The organism is Streptomyces sp. NBC_00727 (genome assembly GCF_045161745.1).
Classification (GTDB): Bacteria; Actinomycetota; Actinomycetes; order Streptomycetales; family Streptomycetaceae; genus Streptomyces.
In genome coordinates, this window is the sequence record NZ_CP108981.1 from 4,145,615 (window position 1) to 4,169,765 (window position 24,151).

Sequence of the window (24,151 nt, forward strand, 5' to 3'; positions counted from 1 at the left end):
ACATACCCCCGCACCCAAGTTGTACAGTTGAGTTGTACAAATAACTGTCGATGCGGAAGAACGGAATGCCGGTCATGGAGCTCACCAAGTTCGGCCACGCGTGTGTGCGAATCGAGAAGGACGGACGCCGCCTGGTCATCGACCCGGGTGGTCTGACCGACCCCGAGGCGTTGGAAGGCGCCGACGCCGTGCTCGTGACGCACGAGCACTTCGACCACTTCTCGGAGGAGGTGCTGCGCCGGGCAGCCGCAGCCCGCCCCGGGCTGCGCATCTGGACCAACTCTGCCGTCGCGAAGCAGCTCGACGGCCTCGGTGCGCAGGTCGCCGTCACCGGGGACGGGGACGCCTTCGAAGCGGCGGGCTTCGACATCCGGGTGCATGGGGCCTGGCACGCTGTCATCCACCCGGACATCCCCCGCATCCCCAACATCGGTTTCCTGGTGGACGAGACCCTCTTCCACCCCGGCGACGCCCTGACCGTCCCGGACGGCCCGGTCGGCACGCTCCTGCTCCCCGTGCACGCCCCCTGGTCCACGGTCGGCGATCTCCTCGACTACGTGCGCGAGGTCGCCCCCCGCGACGCCTACGCCGTGCACGACGGCGCCCTCAACGACATCGGCACCGCGATGGTCGGGGGCCTCCTCGGCGAGCGCGGCCCCGGCACCCCCGCCCGCTACCACCGACTGGCCCCGGGCACGAGCGCCCGGATCGGCTGAGATTTCCCGGCGCCACCCGGCGCGACGGAAGCCCGGTCAGCACTCAGCCACGAGCTGCGCGGTGACCACGCCGTGCAGCAGCTCCGCGTCCACGAAGTCACGAACGCCGTGCTAATTTGGCGGCAGACTTGAAGGGGCACTCGCTACGGCCACTGCCCCTCTATTTTTTGGCTCGCACGCCACGTGGTGTGCGAGCCGTTTTCTTGACCAAGGTCAGCCAGGGCGCGAGCACCTTGATCGGCTTGTCCCTCCTGGCGACACTGGGCGGGAGCCCAGTCAGCGACCTTGCCGCTGTTCGTAACGCTCCGCCGCGTCCAGGAGCCAGGTGTCCGGCCACCCCGACCGGTCGACGGGACCGATCAGCCGGGCACCCTCCACGCAACGAACGTCGTCGGTCAGGGCGAGGCCGCTCACGGCCTTGATACGCACCAACTGGTCGTCCTCGCGCAGGAATCCGGCCAGTATGTCGGCCCCGGCGGAGCCGCAGCCCTCGAACTCGTACAGCAGCTCACACACGGCCGCGCGGACACGGGCGTCGGGATCACGGGCCAGTGCGGTGAGCACGTTCCACGCCTCGGGGTGGGTGTACGCGTACCGCGTCCTGTGCAGCAAGGCCGGCACCACCATGCGTACACGGGGGTCGGGGTGCGCGCGGAGGACGAGCCCCACCCCCTCGGCCGCCGGGTCGGCGACGTACGTCAGCCCGCGCAGCACCGACGCGAGCACCGCCGGGTCCGTCTCCTCGGCGGCCCACGGAAGGAGGACGTCCGCGGCCCGCCGCTCAGTGCACTCCGCGTCGAGGGCGAGGAGCCCTCGCACGAGGTCCGCGGCGAACAGCCGCCGCAGGGGATCGGAGGCCGGACGCAGGGCCAGGACGGCGTCCCAGGCCTCCACGCCGGACCGTTCGGCGAGCACGGCGACCGCTTCCGTCCAGTCGGCGTGCTCCCCGTCGGCACGGGCCAGTGCACGGGCGAGAAGGTCCTCGAACGACCGGTGCAGGCCGAACGCGGCCTCCAGGCGGGTGAGGACGGCGGAATGGCCGTCGTACACGCTCATCCCGCCGAGCGTGATCACGTCGTACGCGGTGACGCCGAAGTCGTCCGGGACCCTGCGGCGCACCACCGGGCCCGCCGCACCGGTCGCGAGGCGCAGCCCCGCTTCGGCTCCCGTCCCGCACCAGCGCCGGGCGCGGGCCAGGAGTTCGGCCCGGTCCTCCTCCGCGAGCCGATCCGCACCATGTTCGAGCAGGGCGGCGGTGAGGCCGGCGTTGCCGGAGATCACGGTCCGCAGCAGCGGCGTGCTCCCGTCCGGCAGCGGTCGGAGCGGATCGGCACCGGCGTCCAGGAGCGCTTCCGCCACGTACCCGTCGAAGGCGGCGACGGCGACGCACAGTACGGGGACCCCGTCGGCGTCCGTCGTCTCCGGGTCGGCGCCCGCCCAAAGAACGTCCCGCACGAGGTGCGCGCGCCCAGCCCGCACCTCAGCGACCAGTCGGTGCCCCGACACGGCCTCGCCCCCTTGGTCCACTTACCCGATGGGCAGAGTAATCCGCAGGAGCGGCTACTCCTCGGACACGAGCTGCGCGGTGACCACGCCGTGCAGCAGCTCCGCGTCCACGAAGTCCCCGTCCTCCGGCGGCCCACAACGCCAGCTCAGCGGGTACGTGTTGCCGTGGGCCGCCGGAATCCCCACGTACTGGTCCCGCACGGCCGGCCCGAAGCACTTCGCGCCCGGCGGCCAGTCGAAGTCCTGGCTGGCCCCGGGCTCCAGCAGGAAGTACGTCCACCGCGCCCCCGCGATCTCCCGTACCACCGGCCCCGGATCGCCGTCCGTGAGGGTCGACAGATGATGCACCACCGCTTCGCCCCGGACGCCGCGCAGACGGATGGCGTCGAAGTGGATGCCGGTCAGGTGGAGTTGGAGCCCCGAGGACGGTACCCATTCGGGGAGTTTCTTCTGCGTCATGGCAGTAAGCATTCCGCCGCGTGCGTAGCGTGACCAGGAGGACACGATCCACATCGGGGCGATGTGGGGAACGGGGTGGTTGGCTGTGGGGACGAGTGAGGTATCGCACGTTCGGCGGCTCGTGGGCGAGTTGCTTCGCGCACACCGGGTGCGTGCTGGGTTCACGCAGAAGACGGCGGCGCAAGAGCTGCTGATCTCGGAGTCGCTGATGGGCGCGGTGGAGCGTGCGGAACGCATTCCGTCGAACGATCTGCTGGTGGCGGCCGACGAGCTGTTCGAGGCGAATGGCGCGCTGAAGGACTGCTGCGACATGCTGGACGAGGAGAAGTACCCGCCGAAGTTCCGGGGCTGGGCCAAGTCGGAGCGTACGGCCCGGATCATCAACGGGTACGAAACGATGGTGATTCCGGGGCTGCTTCAGACGGAGGCCTACGCGTACGCCCTGCACCGGGTGCGTGTGCCTGCGTACACCGAAGCCGAGGTCGTCAGCCGTGTCGAAGCCCGGCTCGAACGCCAGTCGGTGTTGACGCGCACACCGCCGCCCCACATCGGGTATGTAGTTGAGGAATCGGCCCTGGAGCGGTGCCTGGGCGGGCCGGAGGTGCTGAGGGGGCAGCTGCAGCACCTGCTCGACTGCATCGAGCGCTATCAGCACTTGACTGTGCAGGTGATGCCGACGGCGCAGCCCAGTCACGCGGGGCTGTGGGGGGCCTTTCAGCTACTGTCCACGGAGGGAGGACGCGGTCTCGTGTACGTGGAGTCGCGTGGCGGCGATAGGTATATTTCGCAGCCGGACCAGGTCATCGATACGTTCGACCTCTTCGGCATCTTGCGGGCCCAGGCGCACAACCCGTGGACTTCCGCGGAGATCATCGAGAAGAAGATGAGGCAACTGTGAGCTATGACAACTCCGAGCTGGCCTGGTTCAAGTCCAGCTACAGCGCCAACGAAGGTGCCGCGTGCATCGAGGTCGCCTACAACTGGCACAAGTCCAGCTACAGCGGCAACGAGGGCGGCGACTGCGTAGAGGTAGCCACCTGCCCCCACTCCGTCCACGTCCGCGACAGCAAGGTCACCGAAGGCCCGACCTTCGCAGTCGCCCCCGCCGCCTGGTCCGCGTTCCTGGGCCACGCGACCGCGAACTGATCACCGGGGCGGCGATGACCCGTAAACGTGTTCGTACCGCGAGGGAGGCAAAGACCCTGGAGGGCGGCTACGCCGCTCTCCAGGTGGCCACCGATGCGGAGGACCGTGCGTACGAGGCGGCCGTGCGGGCTCGCGGTGCCCGCCGACGAAGCCGAGCCGAGGCCGGCGGATGAGCGTCGTCATCCTGTCCGCAGGTATCCGTACCGGCCCCGGCTCGTTGCTCGATTTGGCTTCGCCGTCCCGGCCAGGTGAGGGCCACGGGCGCCCTTGATCAGCGACGGAACTTCCGGTGGGGCCGACGCGCTTCCCTATTGGTCGTGGGCGTGCTTTGCGCGCTCGTCGGGAGGCAGCTTCATCGCGTCGGCCGCAGCGGGGTCAGGTGGCGTCGACTTGAGCGCCGCCACTAGTTCTGCGGACTGCTTGCCGAAAAACGGCCCACGCGCGTCGGTCGGCTTGGCGTCACCCTCCGCCTGCTGCAGACTCGGGATGACGTCGCCCTTGCCCAGGATTCCCTCCTGATAGGGAAAGATCGAATCCGGGCTCAGCGTCGACCAGCCGGCATTCTGTACCGTCTCGGTCTTGGTGAAGTAGAGGATGGGCAGAACGTACTGCTTGCCCACCTCCAGCATGGGCTCGCCGTCCAGACGGACGGCGTTGCGCTGGTCACCGTGGAACTGCCAACCGTCGAGTTCCGTCTCGAATGCTGACGGTGCGTTCGACGCATCCTTGCGCGACCACAGCACCTTGTCGATCCGGAGACTGATCACCCGCGGGATATAGCCCTCGCCCGCCTCGGTCTCTTCCGAAGTCGGGGCAAGTTCGCGCTGGCCGGTCACCGTCACAACCACAAGGTGATCACCGTACGTGGTCCAATCCGTGAGCGTGCCGCTGGGCAGCAGCTGGTCACCATGGGAGATGATCACCGAGGAGTGGGCCGACTTGTGATCATCCCCGTCGGCCTGAACGACCAGCACCGTCACCAACGCTCCGGCGACGACAGCTGATCCAACAACAGCTATCAATCTCTTAGATCGCATGCGATGACCCCCCGGGTCAGTAGGTGGCGTTGATCTCGGAGACATTGTGGGACTCGATATACGGGTTATTTCCGTAGTCGGGCGTTTCCATGCAACCCAGTTCGGATGCAGTGTTGCTCTCACTGGGATATGCGTCGGCCCCATGAGTCAACCCCACCGCATGCCCCGTCTCGTGGCACGCCAGTTCTCGGTTTACATAGGTGGCAGCGCGGAAGCGAACGTACTCCTGATCGCACCTGGTCGCAGTCACTGCGTCGTCACACCAAGTTTGCCCAATCGTATTCCCGGAAAACCCGGAAGTGCTGACCTGGTAAATGATGTCGGTCTCGGCGCTTCCGCTGTATTCAGGGCTCGCAACCCAGGACACATTAACCTCGCGCTTTCATGAAGCGGGGTGTCCGGCAGGCGGGCAGGAAAGCAGAAAGTGCCTCTGACCAGCAAGAATGAGGATTGTCGAGGTCCTTGTTCCTGCCACCGCCGGAGGCACTTCCCAGGTGAAGCACTCTATCGGGTCCTATCCCCGTGTCCGCGTCCAGGACGGCGGTCGCCAGGTCGTCTCCCAGGCCGGGTCGGTCCTGCTCGTGGAAACGGTCCGCAAGACCGGTCTTGACCAGGCCATATCGGCAGCTCTGGCGCCGTGGCGCAAGCCGCGGGCCGTCCACGATCCCGGCAAGGTCCTCCTGGACGTGGCCTTGGCGGTCGCACTGGGCGGGGACTGCCTCGCGGACGTCGCATTGCTGCGGTGCGAGCCGGCCGTTTTCGGTCCGGTCGCCTCCGACCCGACCGTCTCCCGCCTGATCGGCACCCTCGCCGCCTCCGACGAGAAGGCGTTGCAGGCGATCCGGTCCGCACGCTCCGAAGTCCGTCACCGTGTCTGGTCGTTGGCCGGTGAGAACGCCCCGGACACCGACGGCCAGGTCGTCGTCGATCTTGACGGTGTCCTCGTGATCGCGCATTCCGACAAACAGGACGCGGCCGCGACCTGGAAGAAGACCTACGGCCATCACCCTTTGACGGCCTTCGTGGACCACGGACCGGGAGGAACCGGTGAGCCCGTGGCCGCCCTCCTCAGGCCGGGGAACGCGGGCTCCAACACAGCAGCCGACCACATCACCACCGCCCAGCTCGCCTTGGCCCAGCTGCCCAAGCGCTACCGGCGAGGGCGGCAGACGCTGATCCGCACGGACTCCGCGGGCGGCACTCACGACTTCGTGTCCTGGCTCGCCCGGCGAGGGCGATGGCTGTCCTACTCGGTCGGCATGACGGTCACCGAGCAGGTCCACGAGCACGTGCTGAAGGTCCCCGCCTCGGCCTGGACGGCGGCCGTCGAGACCAATGGTGAGGTCCGTGACGGGGCCTGGGTCGCCGAGCTCACCGGCAAGCTGCTGGACGGCTGGCCGAAGGGGATGCGGCTGATCGTCCGAAGAGAACGGCCGCACCCCGGTGCCCAGTTGAGGATCACGGACGCGGACGGGATGCGGATCACGTGCTTCGCGACCAACACCGCCGGCCGGCCGATCGCCGAACTCGAGCTCCGTCACCGGCTTCGGGCCCGGGCAGAGGACAGGATCCGGGCCGCCCGGGCCACCGGCCTGCGCAACCTGCCCCTGCACACCACAGCCCAGAACAAGGTCTGGCTCGAGATCGTCCAGATTGCTCTCGACCTGCTGGCCTGGATGCCCATGCTCGCCCTCACCGGAACAGCCCGGCTCTGGGAGCCCCGCCGTCTGCGGTTCCGCCTGTTCTCCGCGGCCGGACAACTCGTCACCACCGGCCGCCGGCGGATCCTCCGCCTGGCCCGGCACTGGCCCTGGACCGGCCACATCACCGCCGCACTCGAACGGCTCGCACTCCTGCCGAACCCCGGCTGACCAGCGAACTCACCCGTCCCCACGACAGCCCTTCACCAACCGGAGCAGTGGAACCCGGCGCCACCCCGAGACGACACTCGGGCCCTCAGCCTGCCCACCCTCAGCTCACAGCACAAAAACGGGCCACCGACTCCGTCGGCAGCCCGTCAAGAAAGATCGAGGTTAAAGTCGGTGCCGTCATAACTGTCGAACATGGTGAGGTCCACCGTAGCTTCGACGCCACTGTTCACGGAACTCTGTTCAGAGTAGGTCAGAGTGGAATTATCTGTCTGACAGAACAGGCCATTACTTATGCTGCCATCCCAGCAACTCCAGTTCGCGTTCGCTGTCTTGTACATGTTGTCGTTGGCAACGGCAGGCTGGCTGACGAATGCGGACCATGCAACAATGACGGCAAGTGCCAGTACGTGCGTTTTTCCCATAATTCCCCCCGGAAATAAGAGTGCTCGCGGCGGGGAACTTTAACAGTCCGTCGAGGTGACGTCCAGAGCTTTATTTGGACATGCGAAAGGAGTCAACCTCGATTCGTCAGTGGTGATGCTGAGCTGATCGCTGTGGTGGTTCGCCCGTGATGTTCCTCATGTGGTGAGGTCGGGCCGTCGCGTGTCGCTGCGGTTGCGCTGGGGTTCCACGTCTCCTGGTGGGTGGTGCGGGCTCTCCTTCCTGGTCTTTGTCGGGGTGGGGGCTGGCCGTCAGGTGACGGTGGTCAGGTCGGTGAGCCGGGTCCAGGCGAGGGTGGATGCGTTGATCCAGGGCCATGTCGGGTCGAGGCGGAGGTAGCGGCGCCTTGCGTGGTGGGCGAGGCGGCCGGGCTGGTGGTAGAGGCGGAAGCACATCGTGTCGGGTTCGGCGTGGGTCAGGTCCTCGACATCGTGGAGGGCCATGAGGCGGAGCCAGGCATCGAGGTCGGCGGCCAGGTTCGCCGCGAGCATCCAGTCGGTGTTGCTGTGGTAGGACTTCAGACGCAGGTTGTGCAGGCCCATCGCTTTGTTCGTCCGGACCTCGTCTTCGACGACAGCGTGGCGACGGTGCAGAGCGTCCAGCCAATGCGCCTGGTGGGAGCCCGCGATCCGGGTCATCTTGCGGATGTTGGTCGCGATGACCGAGTACTTCCCCCCGTCTTCTTCTCGAAGTCGGTCAGGTTCGCCAGATGCCGGCTGGAGGGCTTGACCTGGCGGACGATCAGTCGGAGGCCGTCGCTCCAGCCCTCGCGTTCGCTCAGCCCGGACAGTTCGGCGACGAAGTAGCCCTCTTGGGCGCTGCCGTCCTGGTTCAGGGAGGTCTCCCAGGCCGTCTCGGGAAGCTTGGCGATGGCCTGCTCGTCGGCCTCGGTGATGGTCCACCCGGTGGTGAACCTCACGGTGCGGCGGCGGGTGTTGAGCGCAATGAGGTGTTCGTGCAGACCATGGGTGTACCGCGCCGCCCTCGGCGCAGGTCCCAAACCCTTGCTCGTGGTCTCGAACAATGCACGCAACCGGGCCCTCAACGACGTCCTGGTCGTGCGCATCACTACGTCGGTGAAGCCTCCGCTGGCGAGCATCGTCGAGCTGGAGGCCGGTGAACCGCTCGTGGGGCGCGTGCTCTGCGACGACCTGGGCCCCATGTACAGGGACGAGATCATAGAAGACCTCGGCGCGCTCTCGAACCAGACGATGGTGAAGGTCGCCACGGCTCTGCGGCACGTCCTCGCCCTCTGAGCCGCGACAGGTGCGGGCCGGCCCTGGCGGCTGCGCTCCCGGGCCAGTCAACTCTGCCCCGGGGGACCTGGAACCGGGGCCGCGCCCCGGGATATGCAGGAGGGGTCATACCTCCGGCAGGAAGAGGGCCCCAATGCGCGGCCAGGACGGCGCAGAGAAGACCGGCGCGGATCGAGGGGGGCACGCGGCGGCCCGTAAGCCCGCCGCCGCGGCCGGTATGCCCGCCACCGAACTCCTCGCCCTCCAGGGCAGCCTCGGCAACGCGGCCGTCGTCCAGATGCTGCGGGCCGCCGGGCACCCGCACTGCGGCCATGAGGAGGCGGAGCAGCCGGTGCAGCGCTCGGCCGTCACGGGCGTGCTGCGCTCGGGCGGGCGGCCGCTGGACAGCGCCGTCCGCGATGAGATGGAGAACCGGCTCGGGGCGGACTTCTCCGACGTACGCATCCACACCGACGCCGCCGCCAAGGCCTCGGCCGCCGAGGTCGGGGCCCGCGCCTACACCTCCGGGCACCACGTCGTCATCGGCGACGGCGGGGCCGACAAGCACACGCTCGCCCATGAGCTGACCCACGTCATCCAGCAGCGCCGGGGGCCGGTCGCGGGCACGGACAACGGCTCCGGGCTCCGCGTGTCCGACCCGTCCGACCGGTTCGAGCGGGCGGCGGAGGCCAACGCGACCCGCGTGATGCGGGGCCCCGCCCCCGTACAGCGGGAAGAGCTCGCGGCGGCCCCGGGCCCGCACGCGCACCAGGCGGTCGTGCAGCGGGCCAAGCTCACGGGCTACAACCAGCGGGTCGACTACCCGCAGGGGGCGCACACCGTGACCGTCAACGGCACGGCGGGCAAAGTGGGCGTCAAAATGGAGGGCGAGCTCTTCGCCAGCGCGCTCGGGACGGGCGAGGCTCCCCAGGTGCAGCCCGCCTGGTGGCCACCGAGCGGCACCCCGATCGGGGACTGGTTCAAGAACTACATGGTCCAGGGGCACCTGCTGAACCACAACCTGGGCGGCTCGGGGAAGCACCTGGAGAACCTGACTCCACTGGTCAGGCAGGCCAACAGCCAGCACCACGCCAAGGTCGAGAAGAAGCTCAAGGCGGCCATCCTCCAGCAGGGTCACACCGCGCGGTACCACGTGACGGCGGACTTCAGCACGCACCCCACATCGGCCGATATGAAGATGACGCCGGGGTCGCAGGAAGCCCTCGACTTCGACAACATCTACCGATTCGGTCTTCCCGGGAAGATCTCCGCCGAATACACCCTGTACGACGCCAACGGCAAGGAAGTGGGCTGGGACTCGTGGGAGATCGAGAACAACAACATGTAGGAACTCCGACCGGCGGAACCGACAGGCGACGGGCGACACACACATGAGCAACGCAAGGGACCGACTCGACGCGCTGGTGGCCGAGCTCCGCGAGAACCCCCGCGTCGAGCTGCTGAACCACGAACTGACCGACCCCCTCCCCCCGGACCGCATCGGCGAGCTTGCAGACGGGCTCCCCGCCGGCGTGGAGGGGTTCTACCGCGAGGTCGGCTCGTTCAAGTTGGAGTGGCGCTCCGCCGAGGGCGACGGGGCGAACCGCGGCCTGGCCGACATCCTGCCCCTCGACCGGGTGCTCGGGGACTGGAGCGGGATCACCTGGTTTCCGAGCGGCGAGCAGGAGTTCCGCCCGGTGGTGCCCTTCGACTTCTTCACCCCGGAGGCGTGCACGGCCTTCGAACGGGCGGATGACGGCGCCTTCGCGGACACGGTCAGCTACCACTACTTCGGCGAGGAACTGGCCTCCACCGGCCGCACCTTCACCGAGTACGTGGAACTCCTGATCGCCTCACGCGGCTACTGGTACTGGCCCAAGACCCTGTGCCGGGGCTATGAGGACAGCGCGGAGGTCACCGGCTTCCGGCAGGACATGCCGCGCCTCTTCCCGGACCACGACGACGAGCTGTTCCGCCCCCGCTAGGGCCTCACAGCCCCGGCGCCCCCCACACCGGGAACCAGCGCGACAGGTCCTGCTCCACGCGAAGGTCGTCCCCCAGCGCGGCCCGCACCTCCAGCTCCAGCTGGTTGTCGCGCTTCTCGGCGCCGCCCCGGACCGGGGCGAACGGGTAGAACGTGCCGCGCTTGTACAGGTACACCAGCGCCAGCGCACGCCCCCGCTCGTCCCGGAAGCCGACGAGCGAGCACAGCAGCTGCGGGCCGAAGCCGCCGTCCTGGAGCAGGGTGTTCACCGCGTGCAGATCGTTGACCAGGGCCGCCGTGTCCTCGGGCGGCTGGCGGGCCAGGAGCCAGGTGTAGCCGTACGCGTCCCGGCTGAACTCCACCGGGATGCCGCCGCGCCCCGTATCCGCGTCGAGCAGTTCGCGTACGTCCTGCTGGACACGGGCGAAAGCGGAGCCCTCCACGCCCGCGAAGCACACCGAGCCCAGGCCCGTCGGTGTGAGGCCCGTCGCCGCCTGGAGGGTCAGCGCGGCGGAGGGGACGGCGAAGAGCTGGTCGAGGTCGGGGCGGACCGGCTTGCTGCGGCCCAGGATCGTGTCGAGCAGGCCCACGGGGGGACTCCTTACGGACGGGCTCCTTCACGAGGGCTCACGGGCGGGACAGGTCGGCCGAGATGCGGGCCAGCTGTTCGAGGCGCTGTTCGAGCGTCGGGTGGGTGGAGAGCAGTCGGCCGATGCTCTCCTTGGAGGCGAAGGCCGGGACGAAGTAGAAGGCGTTGTACGGCTCCGCCTTCCGCAGGTCCTCCGTCGGAATCCGGGCCATCTGGCCGCTCACCTTGGTGAGGGCGGAGGCCAGGGCGGAGGGGCGGCCGGTGAGCAGGGCGGCCGTGCGGTCGGCGGACAGCTCGCGGTAGCGCGAGAGCACGCGGGTGAGCAGGAAGCTCAGCGCGTAGACGACCGCGCTGACCAGCGGGATCAGCATGATGATGAGGCCCGAAGGGTCGTTGCTCCGGTTGCTGCGGGCGAAGCCGCCCCACAGAGCCACCCGGGTGATGATCCCGGCCAGGACGCCGAGGAACGAGGCGATCGTCATCACGGCGACATCGCGGTGCGCCACGTGCGACATCTCGTGCGCGAGTACCCCCTCCAGCTCCTCCGGCTCCAGTCTGCGCAACAGCCCCGTCGTGGCGCACACCAGCGAGGACTTCTGGCTGCGCCCGGTCGCGAACGCGTTCGGCACATCGCTCTCCGCGATGGCCACCCGTGGCTTCGGCATGTCGGCAAGAGCGCAGATCCGGTCGATCGTGCCGTGCAGCTCGGGCGCCTCGGCGGGGGAGACCTCCCGGGCGCCCATGCTGAACGCGGCGATCCGGTCACTGAACCAGAACTGCGCGACGAACATGCCGCCGGTCAGGACCAGGATGATCGGCCAGGACCCGCGCAGCACGGCCAGGAGCACGCCGACCAGCACCACGTACAGCAGCCCGATCAGGAACATGGTGGTCACCATGCGGGTGGTCAGGCCACGGTCGGTGGCGTATCGGCTACGGGTTCTGGCCATGGGTGCCCTCCAGTCCTCGCCTGTCTCCATGGTGCTCCTCGGCGGCCGAAAGTGGATGCTGTCGCTCCGTTCGGCGGGTATGGCCGAACATCATCTAGGCCGGGTAGGTGCCTGAGGCATCTAGTGAGGGTGATCGGCAGGACCCACCCCCCTCGCTGCGAGGTCCGTCATGACAGAGACCCAGTCCGAGCCCATTGCCTCCGAGCCCGTTGCCTTCCCGCAGGACCGCACCTGTCCCTACCACCCGCCCACCGGCTACCCGAGCGCGAGCCGCGGGCAGCGCTCGGTCTCCCGCGTCCGCCTCTTCGACGGCCGTACGGTCTGGCTGGTGACCGGCCACGCCGAGGCGCGGGCGCTCCTTGCCGACCCCCGGCTGTCCTCCGACCGCTCGCACCCGGCCTTCCCGCTGTTCGCGCCCCGGCTGGCCGCGATCAAGCAGCGGCGCGTGGAGCTGCTCGGGGTCGACGACCCGGAGCACAACGCCCAGCGCCGGATGCTGATCCCGAGCTTCACGGTCCGCCGGACGGCGGCGCTGCGGCCCCGCATCCAGGAGACCGTGGACCGGCTGCTGGACGCGATGGTGGAGCAGGGTCCGCCGGCCGAACTCGTCGGCGCGTTCGCGCTGCCGGTGCCGTCCATGGTCATCTGCGCGCTGCTCGGTGTGCCGTACGCGGACCACGACTTCTTCGAGGACCGGTCGCGCAAGCTGCTGCGGGGGCCCGGGCCGTCGGACGTCGTCGCGGCCCGGGAGGACCTGGACGCGTACTTCCGCGACCTGATCGGGCGGAAGCGGCGCGAGCCGGGGGACGGGCTGCTGGACGAGCTGATCGCCAAGCACCTGGAGACGGGGGCGGTGGAAGGGGAGGAGCTGGTACGGCTGGCCGAGATCCTGCTCGTGGCCGGTCATGAGACGACCGCGAACATGATCTCGCTCGGTACGTTCACGCTGCTCCGGCACCCGGACCAGCTGGCCCGGCTGACAGGCGAAGACGGCGAGGGCGTGGTGCCGGCCGCCGTGGAGGAGCTGCTGCGGTTCCTGTCCATCGCGGACGGGCTCTCCCGGGTGGCGGTGGAGGACATCGAGATCGGCGGGGAGACGCTGCGGGCGGGGGAGGGCGTGCTGCTGTCCACCGCGGTGATCAACCGGGACGCGGCGGCCTTCGCGGCGCCGGACGAGCTGGACCTCGGGCGCGGGGCGCGCAACCACGTGGCGTTCGGCTTCGGCATCCACCAGTGCCTGGGCCAGAACCTCGCCCGCGCCGAGCTGGAGATCGCCCTGCCCGCCCTCTTCCGCCGCCTCCCGGGCCTGCGGCTCGCCGTACCGCCGGAGGAGGTCCCGGTCAAGCCGGGCGACACGGTGCAGGGGCTGCTGGAACTGCCGGTGACCTGGTGAAGGAGGAGCGACCCATGCGGATCGACATCGACAAGGACGTGTGCATCGGCGCAGGCCAGTGCGCCCTGGCCGCCCCGAAGGTCTTCACGCAGGACGACGACGGCCTGAGTGAACTCCTGCCGGAGGCGGAGCCGGGCCCGATGGTGGCGGAGGCGGTACGGGCGTGCCCGGTGGGGGCGATCACGGTGGCATGAGGGGCTTCGCGCCGCACGCCCGCAGTACGCCGTAGCGTTGTGTAGCACGCCGCGCTACGCTGGATCCATGAGGACGATTACGCAGCGGGAGTTCCGCAACAGCTCCGCCGACGTCATGGACGCGGTGGAGGCGGGTGAGGTCTTCCACATCACGCGCAACGGGATAGAGGTTGCGGAACTCCGGCCGCTCACGCGGAAGCGGAGGCTGAGTGCCGAGGAGCTGGTGACGCGGCACAGACGGCTGCCGCGCGTCGACAGCGCTCTCATGCGGCAGGAGGCGGACGAGTTCTTCGGAGGCGCGGACCGTGTCGGAGACAACGATCCGTGGGAGCGCCCGCGTGGCTGAGCGCTACAGAGCGGGCGTGCTCGACACCTGTACCTATATCGACCTCGATCTCTTGTCGGCAGAGGATCTTCCCGTCTTCCCCATGCTCACCGCCGTAACGATGGCCGAGCTGCAGCAAGGCGTGGCGATGGCCAGGGATCCTGGCACCCGGGCCGCGCGCATGGAGAAGCTGGGGGCTGCCGTGGCCGACTTCGAGCCGCTTCCCTTCGATGGGGAGGCCGCCGCACGATACGGGAGTCTGGTGTCCCTGGTACTTGCCGCCGGCCGCGATCCCAGGCCTCGGCGCATGGACCTGATGATCGCCGCTGTCGCCTCGGTCGGCGAGTTTCCGCTATTTACGCGCAACGCGGACGACTTCAGAGGGCTCGAAGCGGTGCTTACCGTGGTCTCCGTCTGACCCGGTCCGGATACGCCGACGGCGGACCACGGGCGTGGTCCGCCGTCGGTGAGACAGGACCTGGGGGCGCCGGGATCAACGCGCGTCGCCCCAGCGGGGATGCGCGCTACTTCGCCGGCTTCTTGCCGGTGATGCCGAGGTGCACCAACTGCGCGAGGTTCGGCTTGAGTTCGGCCTGCTTGACGCCCCAGGCCGTGAAGCCCTTCTGGTGCGAGGCGACACCGGCGAGCATGACGACCAGGGAGCCCGCCACCGCGGCGGCGCTGACGTCCTTGTCGACCTTGCCCTTGGCCTGGAGCTCCTTCACGGACTCCGTCAGGGAGCCGGTGACCGAGTTGAGGATCTTCATGCGGATCTTGTTGAACCGCTTGTCGCCCTCGGCCGCGCCGAGGTCGATCACGCGCAGGATCGCGTCGTTGCGCCGCCAGAAGTCGAGGAAGCCCTCCACGAGTTGCTCGGAGGTCTGCCAGCCCGACTTGCCGGCCCAGGAGCGTCCGGCGACCAGTTCGGTCATCCCGGAACCCTCCTTCGCGACGTCTTCGGCGAGTTCGAGGACGGCACCCTCGACGTCGGGGAAGTACTGGTAGAAGGTCGCTGGTGAAGTCCCCGCCTTGCGCGCGACGTCGATGACTTTGACGTCCCGGTACGGCGAGGAGCTGAGCATCTCGCTGAGGCAGTCGAGCAGCTTCTGCCGCGTCGCCTGACCGCGCCGACCGGCCACGCGGCCGTCGACGGTGCGTACTTGTCCTGTCATGCCGTCAGCTTACCGACGGGTGATCGGAGCGCGATTCGGCCGAAGCAAATGGGGAACGGGGCCCGCCCGAGTGCCGGCTGCACCCCTCGTTGCCCACAGTGTGATGAATGTTATTAACAGCCTGTGGATAACTTCGGTGGATAACTTTCGAACCTGTGTTCGTTTCGGAGGGGTCGGGGCACTTCCGGGACGCGCCGGGTGCGGCGCGAAGCTACCGTGACCGTGACGGGCGTCACCACGACGACGGAAGGATCCGGGCCCATGGCCGCATTCGCGCAGTCCGCACCGTGCTGGGTGGATGTGCAGCTCCCCGACCTGGAGGCGGGCAAGCGCTTCTACGGCGAGCTGTTCGGCTGGACCTTCCGCCCGACCGAGGGCTCCCGCGCGGACGCCCTCGGAGAGGGGAAGCTCGTCGCCGCGCTGGCCGCGAAGAAGGACGGCCGGATGCCGACCGCCTGGGGTGTCTACTTCGCGACCGACGACATCGACGCGTCCGTCGCCCGCGTCCGCGCGGCCGGCGGCCAGGTGATCACCGAACCGGTCGCGGCCGGCCGCCACGGCGTGCTGGCCCAGGCCGCCGACCCTGGCGGCGCCGTCTTCGGCCTCTGGCAGGCCGGCGAGCGCGCGGGCTTCCAGCGGCGACACGAACCCGGCTCCTTCTGCTGGACCGAGGTCCACACCCGCGCCAAGGACCGCGTCGACCCCTTCTACGAGGAGGTCTTCGGCTTCCGCTGCGCGGACATCGACGACTCCGCCCGGGACGTCCCGGACACCGACGAGCACCGCGTCGACTTCCGTACGTGGTCCCCGCCCGGCACCGAACCCGGCCCCGACACCGCGGTCGGCGGGCGCAGCGTCATCACGGACGCGTTCCCGGCCGAGCTGCCGAGCCACTTCCTGAACTACTTCGACGTCGCGGACTGCGACGAGACCGTGCGTACCGTACAGCGGCTCGGCGGCCGGGTCACCGAACCCCCGCTGGACATCCCGTACGGGAGGAGGGCGGTCCTCCAGGACGACCAAGGCGCCGAGTTCGCCGTACTTCAGGAGCCTGTGTCCTGATACGGGAGGTGTGGCACGGGACACCCCGATCCGCCCCCGGGTTCGCAACCGGGGCCCCGGCCAGGAACAATCGGGGTGCGCACCGCCGGGCGGCGCCCACTGATGAGACGCTGCACACGGCGGGATTTTCGCGGACCTCTGTGCCCTGAGGTCCGTACGGGGAGGTGGCAGGTAGTGGAGCAGCTGACGCAGCACGACCCGAGGCGGATCGGCCCCTTCGAGGTGCTGGGACGGCTCGGGGCCGGCGGCATGGGGCTGGTCTATCTGGCCCGGTCCGCGTCGGGCCGGCGGGTCGCGATCAAGACCGTCCGTACGGAACTGGCCGAGGACCAGCTGTTCCGGGTGCGCTTCACGCGCGAGGTGGAGGCCGCGCGCGCCGTCAGCGGCTTCTACACGGCCGCCGTCGTCGACGCCGACCCGCGCGCCGCCGTGCCCTGGCTGGCCACCGCGTACGTGCCCGCCCCCTCGCTCGAAGAGATCGTGAACGAGTGCGGGCCGATGCCGACGCAGGCGGTGCGCTGGCTGGCGGCGGGCATCGCGGAGGCGCTGCAGTCCATCCACGGGGCGCAGCTCGTCCACCGCGACATGAAGCCGTCGAACGTGCTCGTCGTGGAGGACGGCCCCCGGGTCATCGACTTCGGCATCGCGTCCGGTGTCTCCAACACCCGGCTCACCATGACCAACGTGGCTGTCGGCACCCCGGCGTACATGTCTCCGGAGCAGGCCCGTGACTCGCGGAGCGTGACGGGGGCCAGCGACATCTTCTCGCTCGGCTCGACGCTCGTCTTCGCCGCGACCGGCCACGCCCCGTACCGGGGGGCGAACCCGGTCGAGACCGTGTTCATGCTGCTGCGCGAGAGCCCCGACCTCACCGGCCTGCCGGACGACCTGCGGCCGCTCATCGAGTCCTGCATGCAGAAGGACCCCGCGATGCGGCCCACCCCCGCGGACCTCCAGGCCCAGCTCGCCCCGCACCTGTTCGCCTCCGGCGGCGGTGACGACGACGGCGGTACCGCCTCCGCGTGGCTGCCGGCCGTTGCGACCGAGATGATCGAGCGGCGCCGGGGCGGTGGCCGTCCGGCCCCGCAGGCCGCGCCGCCCGCGGCCCCGCCGCGCCCCGCCGACCCGGCCCCCTCGCGCCCCGTCGGGGCCCGCGCGGAGTCCGTGGCGACCGCGCCCCATCAGCCGCCGGGCACGGACTGGGACGGGCCCTGGCAGAGCGGGGTGCCCGCCGCGCCCGCACCGGTGCCCGACGCCGGGGGGCCGGTCCGGCTGACCGGTGCCCAGGTGCCGATCGGGCCCGGGCCCCGCGCCCAGGACGTCCGCGCCTCGGCGGCCGGTGCCGGCGCCGGGCCCGCGACGGGCTGGGTCCGCCCGCCCGCCGGGGTCCGGGGCACCGCCCCCGCACCCGTCCCCGCCCCCGCCCCGGCCCCCGACGGCGGGCAGTCCGGGCCCGCGCGGTGGCGGCCCTGGCGGTTCCGCATGTCCAACGACGTGTGGGGCACGCCGGTCGTCGTCGGCGACCTGCTCTACGTCACGTCCTTCGAGGTCCACGCGCTGGACACCGGCAACGGGCGGCGCCAGTTCAAGACCCGTGACGTCGCCTGGGCGATGGCCGTGGAGGGCGGGCGCATCCACGCCTCCGACGGCCCCTCCCTCTACGCCCTCGACGCCACCACCGGCGCCGAGCGGTGGCGTACGGGCACCGACGCCTGGGTGTACGCGCTCAAGGCCGACCGGGGCACGGTCGTCACCGCCACCCGGGGCGGCGGCATCCAGGCCTGGGAGGCGGCGACCGGCGAGAAGCTGTGGGACCTCACCGGCGCGCAGACGGACTTCGAGACGCCGGAGGGCGGGCCGGTCATCCACGACGGCACGGTCTACGTCTGGCAGGACGCCCGCCTCAAGGCCCTCGACGCCCGCACCGGCGTCGAGCGCTGGTCGTACCCCGTCGGCGACGCGGCCTCCTGCGGCGGCGTCCCGGTCCGGGTGACCCCGGCGCCGGACGGTCACGTGTACGTCGCCGCCGGGACGCGGGTCCTCGCGGTGGACATCGGTTCCGGGCGCGTCCGCTGGCACTTCGAGTGCCCGGCGGTCTTCCTCTCCCCGCCCGCCTTCGCCCCCGGCCCGGCCGTCACCGGCGGCGGGATCTACCTCGCGGACTACCTCGGTACGGTGTACGCCCTGGACGCCGCGACCGGCAAGGACCGCTGGCGCATCGCCACGGAGGCCCGCCAGTCGGCGGAGCCGGTGCTCGTCGTCGCGGGCAACGTCCACGTGGGCAGCGGCAGCGCGCTCTACACCCTCGACGCGGTCACCGGCACCCCGAAGTGGCGGTTCGCCGCGGGCGGTGAGGTGGTCGGCGCCCCGGTCGTCGCCGACGGCCGCGTCCACTTCGGCTCCGCGGACCACGTCCTCTACACCCTCGACGCGGCGGGCGGTCAGCTCCGCTGGAAGCTGGCCACGGGCGGCGAGATCACGGGCTCGCCCGTGGTCCAGGGGGGCGTGGTGTACGCGTGCAGCAAGGACCGCTGCGTGTACGCGCTGGACGCGCTGAAGGGCACGGGCGCCCGCACGCGGGCGTGAGCTTCAGCCCGCGGGCGTGCACTTCAGCCCGTCCGGCGTTTGAGGACGGAACCGGTGCCGCGGGTGGGCGGTGCCGAGCCGAACTCCCAGCCCGTCCGGCGTTTGAGGACGGAACCCTCACCGTGGTGGGCGGCGCCCCACGGTTCGGGCTCACCCGATGACCGGTTCGTCCTCAATCGCCGGACGGGCTGGGATGTCCGCCGGGCGGACGGGTCCCGGGAGACCCCGGGGAGTCCGGGCGCGGCCCCGGGGAGTCCGGGGGAGGCCCCACGTAGGGGTCGTCGCCCTCCGGTTCGGGCCACGGGCTCGTCTGGACCGAGGGTCCGGGCTCCCGCGTAGGGGGCCACGTGTCGGGCGCGCCCGACCCGGGCGCCACGTACCGCGGGGCGCGGCGGCGCCCCGACATCGCACCGGCCCCCAAAAGCATCAGCACACCCCCGCCGAGGGCCAGCCCCACCCCCAAACCCAGGCCCGACCCGTCGCCCGCGACGGCAAGGCTGTCGGTCACCTGGAACACCCGGACCATCCACAGCACCGCGAACCCGAGTACGACCACGCCCGCCAGGGCGACCAGCGCACGGGAGCGCAGCAGCACCCCCACCACGGTCACCACCGCCGCGCACAGGAACGGCAGCCACAGCGAACCGAAGAGGCCGCCGGGATGCGCACCGGTCACACCGGTGCCGGTGAAGAGGTCCCCCAGCCGGTAGTGCCGCCCGAGGCGGCCGTCGTACCAGTCACGGAAGGGGCTCAGCACGGCGGCCGCCGCTCCGGCGAGAGCGAGGACCGCACCGAGGACGTTGCGGATCATGTCCGTACCTCCAGGACGCGCTCTCGTTCCGACGCTACGCCGCACGGGTTGCCCCCGCCACCAGACGGAGACGAGACCGTGACAGGGCCATGACCGGCCCGCCGGTCATCCGCGCCATGCTGTGGGTTACGGTGCCGTGTCGCCCGGCCGTCCGGCCGGCCACGGCAGAACTCCACACACTCGGGGGCGGATTCGATGAAACGGCAGCACGTCAAGCTGACGGTGGTCCTGGTCGCGGTGGTGCTCGCGCTCACCGGCTTCTCCACCGGCAGCCACGGGGGCAAGAGCAGGAGCGGCAAGAGCCGGTCCAGCCACAGCAGCGGCGGCGGCGGTTGCTCCAACGACAAGAAGAGCAACGGCACGTATCACGACACCGACTCCGGCACCCGCTACAACCGGACGTCGAGCGGCACCTCGGGCACCACCCGCACCTCCCCGACCCCCACCGCGACGCCCGCGCCGAAGGCGTACGTCTTCCGCTGCGCCACCCCCGCGAAGGGCGCGGTCAAGGCCGTCACCACCTCCACGGTCCGCCTCACCGCGAACGCGAGCGGCAGCCACACGTACAACGTCGACGTCACCTTCCTCGACGCGTCCGGCACCGCGATCGACACGGGCCGCGCGACGGCGAAGGCGTCCCGCGGCGAGACGAAGACCGTGTCGGTGCGGATGGACCACCCGGACAAGGTCGCCCGGGTGCAGAAGTGCGCGGTCACGGCGACGGTTCTGTACTGACACCGGGCGACGGGCTGCCGGCCGCTCACCGCAGCCGGCAGCCCGGGCACCGAACGTCTCCAGCCCGAATCAGACCTTCCCCGCCACCACTCGGCGATGGTCTGCGGTGAGCAGACGGATGTCCTCCACATCGGACGTGAGGACGGTGACGCGACCCGGGTAGGTCAGTGCGGTCGCGCAGAGCATCGCGTCGATGGCGTACTTGTGACCGTGCGGTCCGGCGTTCTGGAGCAGTGCCGCAGCGGCGCTCACGCGGCCGTTCACGATGCCGGTGTGCCGCTGCCCGGGAGTCTGGTGCGCTTGTCGCTCACCGCACGTGGATCGGCCGGGTCGTTGACCTTCTCGGAATCGGCGAGGAGCTCGTCGAGTCCGTCCCGTTCGAGTCGGCGGGGCCCGAACCGGGTGGCTCGGGCCCCGCACCCGGAAAACGCGGCGGCCGCGACGGCTCCCCCTCCGCGCCGCCGCGGCCGTGCCCCCGTGCCCCGTGGAATTACGGCTTCAGTTGGCCGGCTCGCTCGTCGCGTGGGTGTCGAGCGGCTTGATCTCGCCGCCGGTGGCGAGGTCGAGGGGCTCCGCGGTGGCGTGCGTGTCCTGCGTCGTCAGGTCCGCGTCCCCGCCGGTGGCGTGGGTGTCGGCCGGCTTGAAAATCGGGTCGGTCTTCTTCTTGTCACCCATGGGGTCATCTCCGTTGTGGCTGGCGTTGTTGCGTGGGAGGGGCCCGCCCGGCTGTTCCCCCGTGGACTGCCGGGCGGGCCCCTGTCAGGGCCGCTCACCATAGTGGTCTGGCCACTGGTCGTCCCGCCTGCCCCCCGACGCGACGGATCGACAGGCATGAGCTTGCCGCCCGGCGATAAACGAACGATGAACGACCAGCCCGTCGCCCTCAGGACCGCTCGGAGGGGACGCGGGCCAACAGGGCACGGATCTGGGCGGCTTCCTCGGAGCCGTCGGTGTCGTAGATGGCGAGCGCCTCGCGCCAGCACGCCTCGGCACGCCCCGTCTGGCCTATGCCGTCCAGGGCCCGCCCCAGGACGGTGAGCACGTTGCCCCGGCGCCACTCGCCGCCGATGCCGCGCAGCACCGTCAGCGCGGTCTCCGCCTTGGAGGCGGCCTGCGCCGGGTTGTCGGCGGCCAGGTCGGTCTCCGCGAGGCGGAAGATGGTCATGCCCTCCCACAGCCGCTGCCGGCTGTCGCGGAAGACCTCCAGAGCCTCCAGGAAGCTGCTTGTCGCCTCCTGGAGGTCGCCGCTCCGGGTCAGTGCGATGCCCAGGGCGTAGCGGGCGTTCGCGCCCCGCAGGGAGTGGCCCATGCCGTCGTATATCTCGATGCCCTTCCTCGCCAGGGCCACAGCACTCACCGTACGGCCCATGGCCAGGTGGACCCGGGAGAGATTGCAGAGCGAGGACGCCTCCCCGGGAAGGTTCTCGCCCGCACGGAAGGCTTCGATCGCGCGGGTCAGGTACTTCTCGCCGTCCTTGTGGCGGCTCTGGTAGATGGCGATGACCCCTCGATGGTTGTACGCCCAGCAGTCGGGGAGCGGATCGTCCGTTTCGTGCGCCAACTCCAGCACCTGACAAGCCTCCTGGTCCGCCAGGGCGAACCGGCCCGCCACCAGGTGGGCGTTGCTCAGCGTGACCAGCGCGCGCCGCTCGGCCCTGCGATCGCCGCCGGCGCGCGCGGCGTCCAGCATGAAGGAGGCGGCCACCTCGAATTGCTTGGAGTTGGCACCGGACTCGGCGAGGTCCAGGGCTGCCCAGAGCAGATCGATCGACCGGCGCAGCATCGTGGGGGCGGTCGACTGGCGCAGACAGGCCAGCAGCGTGCCCGCCTCCGCGTAGAGCCAGTCCTGGGCGTCGTGCCGGTCGCTGAAGGACAGCCCCGCCCCCTCCGTGCGTTCCAGATGGTCCACCAGCCGGTCCCCCGGCCGCTCCAGCGCGTACACCCCCGCCGCCGTCGCCAGGTAGAAGTCCAGCAGCCGTGACAGCGCCTCCTCCCGCTCCCCGGGCGCCTGTTCGTCGCGTTCCGCGCAGGAGCGGGCATACAGGCGGACCAGGTCGTGGTAGCGGTAGCGGCCAGGGGCGGCGGACTCGACGAGGGACGTGTCGACCAGGGCCTCCAGGAGGTCCTCCGCCGTGTGCGGGTCCAGGTCGAGCAGGGCGGCCGCGGCGGCCAGGGAGATGTCCGGGCCGTCCGCGAGGCCGAGGAGGCGGAAGGCGCGGGCCTGGGCAGGCTCCAGCTGGCCGTAGCCGAGCTCGAAGGTGGCCTTGACCGCGAGGTCGCCCGCCTGGAGCTCGTCGAGGCGGCGGCGCTCGTCCGCGAGCTTGGCGGCCAGGACGGAGACCGTCCAGGTGCGGCGGGAGGCGAGCCGGGAGGCGGCGATACGGATCGCGAGGGGGAGGAACCCGCACGCGGCGACGACGTCGAGCGCGGCCTCGCGCTCGGAGGTGATGCGTTCCTCGCCGACGATCCGGGTGAAGAGCTGGAGCGCCTCCTCGGGGGACATCACGTCCAGGTCGACCAGGTGCGCCCCCGCCAGGTCCACCATCCGCACCCGGCTGGTGACGAGCGCCGCGCAGCCCTCCGTGCCGGGGAGCAACGGGCGGATCTGGGCGGCGTCGTGCGCGTTGTCGAGGAGGACCAGGACCCGGCGGCCGTCGAGCGTGGAGCGGTAGAGCGCGGCGCGCTCGTCCAGCGTGTCCGGTATCGCGGAGTCCGCGGTGCCGAGGGCCCGGAGGAACGCGCCGAGGACCGTCTCCGGCTCGGCGGCGCGGGCCCCGGCGCCCATGAGGTCGACGTAGAGCTGGCCGTCCGGGAAGTGGCGGCGGGCCTGGTGGGCGACGTGGACGGCGAGGGTCGTCTTGCCGACGCCGCCGATGCCGGCCAGGGCGGAGACGGCCATCACGGAGCCCTCCGCCGTGGCGAGCCGGTCGCCCAGCTCACGGACGAACGCGTCCCGGCCCGTGAAGTCCGGCACGGTGGCGGGCAGCTGCGCGGGCCGGACCGGCGCCGCGGCGGGGGCCGGCTCGTCCGCCGGGCGGGCCAGTTCCTCGTCGGCGCGCAGGATGCGCTGCTGGAGCTGGGCCAGTTCCTGGCGCGGGTCGACGCCAAGCTCCTCGGCGAGCAGTCGCCGGGTGTCCGCGTAGACGGCGAGGGCCTCCGCCTGCCGGCCGCTGCGGTACAGGGCCACCATCAGCAGCTCCCGCAGGCGTTCCCGCAAGGGGTGCGCCGCGGTGAGCGCGGTCAGTTCGGAGACCGCCTCCGCGTGGCAGCCGGCCTCCAGGTCCAGATCGAGGCGGGTCTCGGTGAGCTGGAGCCGCCACTCCTCCAGCCGGGTGCGCTGGTACTCCGCGTACGGCCCGGGCACCGAGGCCAGCGCCTCGCCGTCCCAGAGCCCGAGCGCCTTGTCCAGCAGGGCCCGCGCCGCGTTCCGGTCGCCGCCCGCCCGGGCCTTCTCCGCCCCGGCGGCCAGCTCCTGAGCGACGGTCAGGTCGAGCGCGTCGGGAGCGGTGCGCATCGCGTAGCCGCCGGAGTCGCTGACCAGGGTGTCGGGGCCGAGGACCTTGCGCAGCCGGGAGGCGTAGGTGCGTACGGCGGCCAGCGCCTGCGAGGGCGGCTCGTCGCCCCAGATGCCGTCGATGAGCTCGGCGGCCGTCGCCGTGCGCCCGCCGCGCAGCAGAAGCGCCGTCAGCAGGGCGCGCTGCTGCGGGGAACCGGACGGCAGCGGCTCGCCGCCGCGCCCGGCCCGTACGGGACCGAGTACGCAGAAGTGCAGCACGGCCTCGTCCTCCGGGCCCCGCTCGGGGGTCCGCTGCCGCGGAACTCGTACCCGTGGCCCGTCGTCACGGCCCATTGCTGCCTCCTGTCCTGCCTGCGCACAGCACACGGCACGGTCACTGTGTCCGGATCGGCCACAGGCTGTCCGGATTGCTCCATACCGTT

At 70.7% G+C, this 24,151-nt stretch carries 26 protein-coding genes and 1 pseudogene; 14 read left to right on the plus strand and 13 right to left on the minus strand.

Annotation, left to right across the window (positions count from 1 at the left end):
• The first annotated feature begins 74 nt into the window (after positions 1–74).
• Entirely contained in the window at positions 75–716 is a 642-nt protein-coding gene (locus OG242_RS18670; RefSeq protein ID WP_405901653.1) for an MBL fold metallo-hydrolase, read from the plus strand.
• A 276-nt stretch (positions 717–992) separates the two neighbouring features.
• Here OG242_RS18670 and OG242_RS18675 read toward each other — a convergent pair whose 3' ends face one another.
• Positions 993–2,222, minus strand: coding sequence for a HEAT repeat domain-containing protein (locus OG242_RS18675; RefSeq protein WP_405899254.1), 1,230 nt, complete (start codon positions 2,220–2,222; stop codon positions 993–995).
• Positions 2,223–2,276: 54 nt separating this feature from the next.
• Complete coding sequence (locus tag OG242_RS18680; RefSeq protein ID WP_405899255.1) at positions 2,277–2,681, minus strand: hypothetical protein; 405 nt, start codon at positions 2,679–2,681, stop codon at positions 2,277–2,279.
• 121 nt (positions 2,682–2,802) lie between these two features.
• Here OG242_RS18680 and OG242_RS18685 point away from each other — a divergent pair, with 121 nt between their 5' ends.
• Both OG242_RS18685 and OG242_RS18690 read left to right on the plus strand, forming a co-directional pair.
• Complete coding sequence (locus OG242_RS18685) at positions 2,803–3,579, plus strand: Scr1 family TA system antitoxin-like transcriptional regulator (protein WP_405899256.1); 777 nt, start codon at positions 2,803–2,805, stop codon at positions 3,577–3,579.
• Positions 3,576–3,827, plus strand: coding sequence for a DUF397 domain-containing protein (locus tag OG242_RS18690; RefSeq protein ID WP_405899257.1), 252 nt, complete (start codon positions 3,576–3,578; stop codon positions 3,825–3,827). The genes OG242_RS18685 and OG242_RS18690 overlap by 4 nt, the downstream gene beginning before the upstream one ends.
• Positions 3,828–4,135: 308 nt before the next feature.
• Here the strand turns inward: OG242_RS18690 and OG242_RS18695 are convergent, their stop codons facing one another.
• A complete protein-coding gene (locus OG242_RS18695; RefSeq protein WP_405899258.1) occupies positions 4,136–4,807 on the minus strand; it encodes a hypothetical protein in 672 nt (223 codons plus the stop codon).
• Positions 4,808–5,358: 551 nt separating this feature from the next.
• Between OG242_RS18695 and OG242_RS18700 the strand changes: the two genes are divergently transcribed.
• Complete coding sequence (locus OG242_RS18700) at positions 5,359–6,735, plus strand: IS1380 family transposase (RefSeq protein ID WP_405898298.1); 1,377 nt, start codon at positions 5,359–5,361, stop codon at positions 6,733–6,735.
• A gap of 146 nt (positions 6,736–6,881) precedes the next feature.
• Here OG242_RS18700 and OG242_RS18705 read toward each other — a convergent pair whose 3' ends face one another.
• The 3 genes from OG242_RS18705 to OG242_RS18715 all read right to left on the minus strand — a co-directional run bounded on the left by OG242_RS18705 (position 6,882) and on the right by OG242_RS18715 (position 8,095).
• Positions 6,882–7,157 (minus strand): hypothetical protein, encoded by a 276-nt coding sequence (locus tag OG242_RS18705; protein ID WP_405899259.1) that lies wholly within the window; start codon positions 7,155–7,157, stop codon positions 6,882–6,884.
• A gap of 270 nt (positions 7,158–7,427) precedes the next feature.
• Positions 7,428–7,814, minus strand: a complete 387-nt coding sequence (locus tag OG242_RS18710) for a transposase (RefSeq protein ID WP_405899260.1) — start codon at positions 7,812–7,814, stop codon at positions 7,428–7,430.
• On the minus strand, positions 7,811–8,095 hold the full coding sequence (locus OG242_RS18715) for a hypothetical protein (protein WP_405899261.1): 285 nt from the start codon (positions 8,093–8,095) through the stop codon (positions 7,811–7,813). The genes OG242_RS18710 and OG242_RS18715 overlap by 4 nt, the downstream gene beginning before the upstream one ends.
• Before the next feature lie 25 nt (positions 8,096–8,120).
• Between OG242_RS18715 and OG242_RS18720 the strand changes: the two genes are divergently transcribed.
• The 3 genes from OG242_RS18720 (at position 8,121) to OG242_RS18730 (ending at position 10,396) form a co-directional block, all read left to right on the plus strand.
• Entirely contained in the window at positions 8,121–8,432 is a 312-nt protein-coding gene (locus tag OG242_RS18720; RefSeq protein ID WP_405901654.1) for a type II toxin-antitoxin system PemK/MazF family toxin, read from the plus strand.
• Between the two features lie 133 nt (positions 8,433–8,565).
• Positions 8,566–9,759 (plus strand): DUF4157 domain-containing protein, encoded by a 1,194-nt coding sequence (locus OG242_RS18725; RefSeq protein ID WP_405899262.1) that lies wholly within the window; start codon positions 8,566–8,568, stop codon positions 9,757–9,759.
• 43 nt (positions 9,760–9,802) lie between these two features.
• Entirely contained in the window at positions 9,803–10,396 is a 594-nt protein-coding gene (locus OG242_RS18730) for a hypothetical protein (RefSeq protein WP_405899263.1), read from the plus strand.
• Positions 10,397–10,400: 4 nt separating this feature from the next.
• On the opposite strand, the gene OG242_RS18735 is transcribed toward OG242_RS18730, so the two are convergent.
• On the minus strand, positions 10,401–10,985 hold the full coding sequence (locus tag OG242_RS18735) for a hypothetical protein (protein ID WP_405899264.1): 585 nt from the start codon (positions 10,983–10,985) through the stop codon (positions 10,401–10,403).
• A 37-nt stretch (positions 10,986–11,022) separates the two neighbouring features.
• On the minus strand, positions 11,023–11,934 hold the full coding sequence (gene htpX, locus OG242_RS18740; RefSeq protein WP_405899265.1) for a zinc metalloprotease HtpX: 912 nt from the start codon (positions 11,932–11,934) through the stop codon (positions 11,023–11,025).
• 169 nt (positions 11,935–12,103) lie between these two features.
• Here htpX and OG242_RS18745 point away from each other — a divergent pair, with 169 nt between their 5' ends.
• The 4 genes from OG242_RS18745 to OG242_RS18760 all read left to right on the plus strand — a co-directional run bounded on the left by OG242_RS18745 (position 12,104) and on the right by OG242_RS18760 (position 14,264).
• The gene (locus OG242_RS18745) at positions 12,104–13,327 is read left to right on the plus strand and encodes a cytochrome P450 (RefSeq protein ID WP_405899266.1); all 1,224 of its coding nucleotides are present in this window, start codon (positions 12,104–12,106) and stop codon (positions 13,325–13,327) included.
• A gap of 14 nt (positions 13,328–13,341) precedes the next feature.
• Positions 13,342–13,521: a ferredoxin gene (locus OG242_RS18750; RefSeq protein WP_405899267.1), complete on the plus strand. Its 180-nt coding sequence runs from the start codon at positions 13,342–13,344 to the stop codon at positions 13,519–13,521.
• A 67-nt stretch (positions 13,522–13,588) separates the two neighbouring features.
• The gene (locus OG242_RS18755) at positions 13,589–13,867 is read left to right on the plus strand and encodes a type II toxin-antitoxin system Phd/YefM family antitoxin (protein ID WP_405899268.1); all 279 of its coding nucleotides are present in this window, start codon (positions 13,589–13,591) and stop codon (positions 13,865–13,867) included.
• Positions 13,860–14,264 carry a type II toxin-antitoxin system VapC family toxin gene (locus OG242_RS18760; RefSeq protein ID WP_405899269.1) on the plus strand — a complete coding sequence of 135 codons (405 nt, stop codon included), beginning with the start codon at positions 13,860–13,862 and terminating at the stop codon, positions 14,262–14,264. Before OG242_RS18755 ends, OG242_RS18760 begins: the two co-directional genes overlap by 8 nt.
• 106 nt (positions 14,265–14,370) lie before the next feature.
• Here the strand turns inward: OG242_RS18760 and OG242_RS18765 are convergent, their stop codons facing one another.
• Positions 14,371–15,018 carry a TetR family transcriptional regulator gene (locus tag OG242_RS18765; RefSeq protein ID WP_405899270.1) on the minus strand — a complete coding sequence of 216 codons (648 nt, stop codon included), beginning with the start codon at positions 15,016–15,018 and terminating at the stop codon, positions 14,371–14,373.
• Positions 15,019–15,279: 261 nt separating this feature from the next.
• Between OG242_RS18765 and OG242_RS18770 the strand changes: the two genes are divergently transcribed.
• Together OG242_RS18770 and OG242_RS18775 are read left to right on the plus strand one after the other, a co-directional pair.
• Positions 15,280–16,080: a VOC family protein gene (locus OG242_RS18770; protein WP_405899271.1), complete on the plus strand. Its 801-nt coding sequence runs from the start codon at positions 15,280–15,282 to the stop codon at positions 16,078–16,080.
• A 174-nt stretch (positions 16,081–16,254) separates the two neighbouring features.
• A complete protein-coding gene (locus tag OG242_RS18775; protein ID WP_405899272.1) occupies positions 16,255–18,666 on the plus strand; it encodes a PQQ-binding-like beta-propeller repeat protein in 2,412 nt (803 codons plus the stop codon).
• Positions 18,667–18,838: 172 nt separating this feature from the next.
• On the opposite strand, the gene OG242_RS18780 is transcribed toward OG242_RS18775, so the two are convergent.
• Positions 18,839–19,477: a hypothetical protein gene (locus tag OG242_RS18780; protein WP_405899273.1), complete on the minus strand. Its 639-nt coding sequence runs from the start codon at positions 19,475–19,477 to the stop codon at positions 18,839–18,841.
• 195 nt (positions 19,478–19,672) lie between these two features.
• Between OG242_RS18780 and OG242_RS18785 the strand changes: the two genes are divergently transcribed.
• Positions 19,673–20,212 carry a hypothetical protein gene (locus tag OG242_RS18785; protein WP_405899274.1) on the plus strand — a complete coding sequence of 180 codons (540 nt, stop codon included), beginning with the start codon at positions 19,673–19,675 and terminating at the stop codon, positions 20,210–20,212.
• A gap of 69 nt (positions 20,213–20,281) precedes the next feature.
• Here the strand turns inward: OG242_RS18785 and OG242_RS18790 are convergent.
• The 3 genes and pseudogenes from OG242_RS18790 to OG242_RS18800 all read right to left on the minus strand — a co-directional run.
• A pseudogene (locus OG242_RS18790) lies at positions 20,282–20,458 on the minus strand (DNA-binding protein); the annotation flags it as partial.
• A gap of 252 nt (positions 20,459–20,710) precedes the next feature.
• A complete protein-coding gene (locus OG242_RS18795) occupies positions 20,711–20,887 on the minus strand; it encodes a hypothetical protein (protein WP_405899275.1) in 177 nt (58 codons plus the stop codon).
• A gap of 208 nt (positions 20,888–21,095) precedes the next feature.
• Complete coding sequence (locus OG242_RS18800; RefSeq protein ID WP_405899276.1) at positions 21,096–24,062, minus strand: BTAD domain-containing putative transcriptional regulator; 2,967 nt, start codon at positions 24,060–24,062, stop codon at positions 21,096–21,098.
• Positions 24,063–24,151: the final 89 nt, after the last annotated feature.